Origin of the sequence: Sphingopyxis terrae subsp. terrae NBRC 15098 (genome assembly GCF_001598815.1) — a bacterium.
In the GTDB taxonomy this organism is placed as follows: Bacteria; Pseudomonadota; Alphaproteobacteria; order Sphingomonadales; family Sphingomonadaceae; genus Sphingopyxis; species Sphingopyxis terrae.
Window position 1 is genome coordinate 223,055 of sequence record NZ_BCZQ01000012.1, and the last position, 6,195, is coordinate 229,249.

The 6,195-nt window shown below is 65.3% G+C and carries 5 protein-coding genes; 2 read left to right on the forward strand and 3 right to left on the reverse strand.

Going from position 1 to position 6,195, the window contains the following annotated elements; translation table 11 throughout:
- Positions 1 to 18: 18 nt before the first annotated feature.
- Positions 19 to 318: a WYL domain-containing protein gene (locus tag STE01S_RS08430; RefSeq protein ID WP_003044268.1), complete on the reverse strand. Its 300-nt coding sequence runs from the start codon at positions 316 to 318 to the stop codon at positions 19 to 21.
- 207 nt (positions 319 to 525) lie between these two features.
- Positions 526 to 2,118 carry an isocitrate lyase gene (locus STE01S_RS08435; RefSeq protein WP_062766944.1) on the reverse strand — a complete coding sequence of 531 codons (1,593 nt, stop codon included), beginning with the start codon at positions 2,116 to 2,118 and terminating at the stop codon, positions 526 to 528.
- Positions 2,119 to 2,255: 137 nt separating this feature from the next.
- Between STE01S_RS08435 and STE01S_RS08440 the strand changes: the two genes are divergently transcribed.
- Positions 2,256 to 3,644, forward strand: a complete 1,389-nt coding sequence (locus STE01S_RS08440; protein WP_062766871.1) for a helix-turn-helix domain-containing protein — start codon at positions 2,256 to 2,258, stop codon at positions 3,642 to 3,644.
- Between the two features lie 108 nt (positions 3,645 to 3,752).
- Complete coding sequence (locus STE01S_RS08445; RefSeq protein ID WP_082813268.1) at positions 3,753 to 5,081, forward strand: HD-GYP domain-containing protein; 1,329 nt, start codon at positions 3,753 to 3,755, stop codon at positions 5,079 to 5,081.
- Here STE01S_RS08445 and STE01S_RS08450 read toward each other — a convergent pair.
- Complete coding sequence (locus STE01S_RS08450; protein ID WP_062766876.1) at positions 5,078 to 6,115, reverse strand: mannose-1-phosphate guanylyltransferase; 1,038 nt, start codon at positions 6,113 to 6,115, stop codon at positions 5,078 to 5,080. The genes STE01S_RS08445 and STE01S_RS08450 overlap by 4 nt on opposite strands.
- Positions 6,116 to 6,195 lie beyond the last annotated feature (80 nt).

The window sequence follows — 6,195 nt, forward strand, 5'->3', positions numbered from 1 at the left end:
AGCGGCCAGCGGACCGGATCAGATCGACAGGACGAGCGTGTCTTCGTCCTTTGGCGCCACGGGCTCAAAGGCCGGGAGCGGGTCGAAGCCTTCGTCGACCAGCTCGGTCTGCGCCAGTCCATCGAGCTTGAAATGGCCGAGCCGGCGCTCGTCGTCGGAACGCCAATTCTTGTCGAGGTTGAGCGCGCTGACGAACAGCGCGCCGTGGCGTTCGAACATCAGATGCGGCGCGAGGCGCATCACATTGCCATTGTAGCGCGCGGTTACGGTTCGCTTGCGCGCGATGGCTTCCATCAGTTTCAGTCGGGTATCGTTCATGGGGAGATGCCGTTTTTGGGAGAGAGGGATTTTTCTATTTCCCCCATAATGCACGCAAATCGGCGGGATACAAGGCCAATGGGGTAAGTCACCGTATCCAGACAAAAATGCCCGCCGGACATCGATCGACGTCCGGCGGGCAGGCTTTCCTCCCCAGGAAAGCTCGGAAGGCGCGGGGGGCAACGAAAACCCCCGCGCCAAACTGGGTCAGGCGGCGAACTGGTTCATCGTATTGTCCTTGCCCGCGGCCTTGAGAGCCGCTTCGCCCGCGAAATATTCCTTGTGGTCGTCGCCGATGTCGCTGCCCGACATGTTCTGATGCTTCACGCAGGCGATGCCCTGGCGGATTTCCTTGCGCTGGACGCCCTTGACGTAGCCGAGCATCGCTTCGTCGCCGAAATATTCCTTGGCGAGATTGTCGGTGCTGAGCGCCGCGGTGTGATAGGTCGGCAGCGTGATGAGGTGGTGGAAGATGCCCGCCCGCTTCGCCGCGTCGCGCTGGAAAGTGCGGATGCGGTTGTCGGCCTCGATCGACAGCTCCGTCTCGTCATAATCGGCGCTCATCAGCTTGGCGCGATCATAGGCGCTGACGTCCTTGCCTTCGGCCTGCCAGCTGTCGAACACCTGCTGGCGGAAGTTGAGCGTCCAGTTGAAGCTCGGCGAATTATTATAGGCGAGCTTCGCATTGGGCACGACTTCGCGGATGCGGTCGACCATGCCGGCGATCTGTTCGATGTGCGGCTTTTCGGTTTCGATCCACAGCAGGTCGGCGCCGTTCTGGAGGCTGGCGATGCAGTCCATAACGCAGCGATCCTCGCCGGTTCCGGGGCGAAACTGATAAAGGTTCGAGGGCAGGCGCTTCGGGCGCATCAGCTTGCCGTCGCGGTTGATCAGGACGTCGCCGGGGTTGCCCGCGCCTTCGACCTCTTCGCAGTCGAGGAAGCTGTTATAGCGGTCGCCAAGGTCGCCCGGTTCCTTCGAGAAGGCGATCTGCTTGGTCAGGCCCGCGCCGAGACTGTCGGTGCGCGTCACGATGATGCCATCCTCGACGCCGAGTTCCATGAAGGCGTAGCGGCAGGCGCGGATCTTCGCGATAAAGTCTTCGTGCGGCACGGTGACCTTGCCGTCCTGGTGACCGCACTGCTTTTCGTCCGAAACCTGATTTTCGATCTGCAGCGCGCAGGCGCCGGCTTCGATCATCTTCTTGGCGAGCAGGTAGGTCGCCTCGGCATTGCCGAAGCCGGCATCGATGTCGGCAATGATCGGCACGACATGCGTTTCATGATTGTCGATTGCGGCCTGAACCTGCTTGGCCTTGAGTTCGTCGCCCTCGGCGCGCGCGGCGTCGAGCTCGCGGAACAGCATGCCGAGTTCGCGGGCGTCGGCCTGACGCAGGAAGGTGTAGATTTCCTCGATCAGCGCCGGGACGCTGGTCTTTTCGTGCATCGACTGGTCGGGCAGCGGACCGAATTCGCTGCGCAGCGCCGCGATCATCCAGCCCGACAGATAGATGTAGCGGCCCTTGGTGGTGCCGAAATGCTTCTTGACCGAGATCATCTTCTGCTGCGCGATGAAGCCGTGCCAGCAGCCGAGCGACTGGGTGTAGTTGGCGGGATCGGCGTCATAGGCGGCCATATCGGCGCGCATGATCCGCGCGGTGTAGCGGGCGATGTCGAGGCCGGTGCGGAACTTGTTCTGGGCGCGCATGCGCGCGACGCTCTCGCCGCTGATGCCGTCCCAGGTGCCGTCATAGTCGCGGATGAGGCGGCCAGCCTGTGCCATGTCTTCCTGATAACCCATCGTCATATCCTTGTGAGAGGTGATGGGTGGATGGTGGCGAAAGTGCCGCCGAAAGTGAAAAGCTTTGTCAATAATATTTGTGAAATATGGCCATCAGGTGTAAATTAGCGTGTAAATCAGTAAAGAAAGTTACAATTATGACGGAGCGGCGGGTGTTTGCGGGGCCGGCGGTGCGCAAGGTCCGGCGCGAAGCGGCGATGACGCAGGCGGCGATGGCCGAGGCGCTCGATATTTCGCCGAGCTATCTCAACCTGATCGAGCATGGTCAGCGGCCCCTGTCGGCGACGGTGATCGTGCGCCTGGCCGAGCGTTTCGGCTTCGACGCCGCGAAATTGGGCGCCGAGGACGTGCCCGGCGGGCTTGCAGGCCTGCGGCGGCGGCTTGCCGATCCGCGCTTCGCCGATCTCGGCATCGGCGCGCAGGAGGTCGAGGAATGGCTGCAGACGGCTCCCGCGACCGCCGCGGCCTTTGCACGGCTGTTCGACGCAGCGCCGGAGGGGCGCGCGGAAGTGGACGGCGACGCGCCCGAAGTGGCCGCGGTGCGCCGCGCCATCGAGAAATGGCGCAACCATTTCCCCGACCTCGACGCCCGCGCCGAGGAACTGGCCGATGAATTGCGCCTTGCGGGCGGCGACCTTTACGGCACGATTTCGGAGCGGCTGCGCACGCGCCACCAGCTCGGCATCCGCATCCTGCCCGCCGATGTCATGCCCGACCGGCTCCGCTGGCTCGACTGGCATGCGCGGCAATTGATGCTGAACGAACTGCTGCGCCCTGCAAGCCGGACCTTTCAGGCGGCGGCGACGCTGGCGCAGATCGAGGCGAAGGACGAGATCGATGCGCTGATTGCCGGCGCGGAATTTGCCGAAGCGGCAGCGGCGCGGCTGTTCGAGCGGCACCTGATCCAATATTTCGCGAGCGCGCTGATGATGCCCTATGGCCGCTTCCTGCGCGCCTGTGATGCGACGGGTTACGATCTGCTGTTGCTGCAGCGCCGCTTCGGGGCGAGCTTCGAGCAGGTGGCGCATCGCTTGACGACGCTGCAGCGCGTGGGTGCGCGCGGGCTGCCCTTCTTCATGCTGCGCATCGACCGCGCGGGGCAGGGGAGCAAGCGCTATGCCGGCGCGAGCCAGTCGCCGCTCGTCGACGGCGATGCGCGCTGTCCCTTGTGGGGCGTCCACGAAGCGTTCGCGCGCCCCGGTGAGGTGGTCGCCGATCTCGTCGAACTGGAAGACGGATCGCGCTGGTTCACGCAGAGCCGCAACGTGGCGGCACCCGGCGCGACGGGGGGCGGGACGCCGGCGCGGTTCGCGGTGTGCGTGGGCGTCGATGCCAAGGTTGCGGCCCCGCTGATCGCCGCGCGCGGCCTGGACCTGATGCGCAGCGCCGCGACGCCGATCGGCCTTGGTTGTCGTCGCTGCACGCGGACCGGCTGCGTCCAGCGATCGGCGCCGCCGATCGGTCGCCCGCTGCGCTTTCGCGAGGGCGAACGCGGCGTGAGCGCCTTCGATTTTGCGGGCGATTGAGTTTCCGTCCCGAAACGGGGCAGCGCATATACGCGCTTTTAAGAAAGTCTTCCTACCGACGAAAGTTGGCGTCGGGGGGATGCCAAGGACCTGTTGGGACCGCGCGTTATGTTGGTTCGGATAAAGCCCGAAGAGGCTCAGATCGGGATGTTCGTCCACGGCTTCGAAGGCTCGTGGTTCGATCACCCATTTTGGCGTCGGCATTTTCGCGTCGAAACGATGGAACAATTGCTGCGTATCCGCGCCTCCGCAATCGACGCGCTGATCATCGACAAGAGCCGCAGCGACATCGATGAAGCGACGGACGCGCCGTGGCCCGAGTCGGTCGCGGGGAAACTTCCTGCGCGTCCCCAGCCATCGCGCGCCGCGGCACGGCCGATCGCCTGGCCCGAGCCCATGGTGCCGCCGCCTCCGCCGCCGCGCGACGAACCGCGCCAGCGCAAGGGCTATGCCGCCGAATGCTGCCGCGCGCGCCGCGCCATCGAACGGTCGCGCGAAGCGGTCAGCGAAATGTTCGAGACGGCCCGGCTGGGCCGCGCGGTCGAGGCCCGGCGGATGGTGCCGCTCGCCAAATCGATCGGCGCCTCGATCGAACGCGATCCCAAGGCGTTGATCAATCTCGTCCGCCTGAAGGAAAAGGACCAATATACCTATCTCCATTCGGTGGCGGTGTGCGCGCTGATGATGAATTTCGCGCGGCATCTGGAACTCGATGAGCGCGTCGTGCAGGATCTGGGCGTCGCCGGACTGCTTCACGATGTCGGCAAGATTGCGATTTCGGACGACATTTTGACCAAGTCGGGCGCGCTGTCGGCCCTTGAGCGCGATTCGGTGCGCGGCCATCCGGCCGCCGGTCACCAATTGCTCGCCAATTCAAAGGATGTTCCCGAGGCGGCGCTCGAAGTCTGCCTGCGGCATCATGAGAAGGTCGATGGCGCCGGCTATCCCGACGGCCTGTCGGGCGAGGCGCTGTCGCTGTTCGCGCGGATGGGTGCCATCTGCGACGTTTATGACGCAGTGACATCGAACCGGCCCTATAAGGACCCGTGGACGCCGTGCGAGGCGCTGACCGAAATGCAGCAGTGGCAGGGGCATTTCGATAGCCGCCTGCTCGAACAATTCGCCGACAGTCTAGGCATTTATCCGGTCGGAACGCTGGTGCGGCTGTCGTGCGGCGAACTGGGCGTCGTGACGGGCAGCGCGGGCGACTATGCTGAAGACGTGATGGTGCGCATCTTCTTCGATTGCGAGACGCTGACCGAAATCGCGTTCCACGACCGCGCCATCGGGCCATCGGCAGATAATCCGCGCATTGTGGGACGCGACAGCCCGACCTTCTGGCGCTTCGCCGATTGGGACGCGATGCGCCACCGGATATTGGCGGCGCAGGTCGATATCCTGCCCGCGGAGGGGGATGGCGCGCGCCTCGCGCCCTAACCGCGCGCCTTGGCGGCGGCGCGGACGTCTTGCGAGCGGTCGAGCGGCATGACGAGAATGTCGTCGCCGTCGACGATGACCGCGACGCCCTCCATCCCGACGAGCGACACGCGCTTGCCGCCGGCGCGGACAAGGTTGCCGTGGCTGTCGTGCAGGAACGCGTCGCCGCTGACCGCGTTGCCGTCGGCATCCTTGCCGCCAGCGAGGGCGTGGACGGCCTGCCAGCTTCCGAGATCCGACCAGCCCATCGCCACGGGAACGACGGCGACGCGGTCGTCCTTTTCCATCACCGCATAGTCGATCGAATCGGAGGGCGCGGCGGCGAAGGCGTCGGCGTCGGCATAGAGCGCGTCGCCGTCATAACGGCCCGCAGCGACGGCGCGGTCGGCGGCTTCGAAGATCGCGCGGCAATGGGTGAGCATCGCATCGCGCATGCGGCCGGCGCGAAACAGGAAAATGCCCGCGTTCCAGCTATAGCCTCCTTCGGCAAGCATAAGTTCGGCCTCGGCCAGCGGCGGCTTTTCGACGAAGCGGGCGACCGCGAAACCATCGTCGCCGAGCGCGGCGCCGCTGGCGATATAGCCGAAGCCGGTTTCGGGGCGGTCCGGGGCGATGCCGAAGGTGACGAGCCAGTCCTGCTGCGCCAGATGCGCGCCCTTGGCGATGGCGGCGTGGAACGCGGGAACGTCGGCGATGATATGGTCGCTGGGCATGACGAGCAGCAAGCTGTCGGCGTCGGCGCGCGCCACCGCAAGCGCGATGGCGGCGGCGGTGTTGCGCGGCATCGGTTCGACGAGCAGCGCGGCCTCATGATCGCCCATCTGGTCGCGCACGGTCGCGACATGGCCTGTCCCGCACAGGATCACCGGCGGCGTGAAATGCGGCCCGGCTGGGGTGCGGGCGACGGTCTGCCGGAACAGGCTTTCGGAGCCGGTCAGCGGCAGGAACTGCTTGGCGCGATCACCGCGCGATTCGGGCCAGAGGCGGGTACCCGCGCCGCCGCACAGGATGATCGGTTGAATTTCGGTACTCATCCCTCGGCTCTATCCTCTGTCAGTCGCGCGGTCATCCCCGAATAGGGCCCGGCGCGAGTGTAAAATTAACCGACACTTCA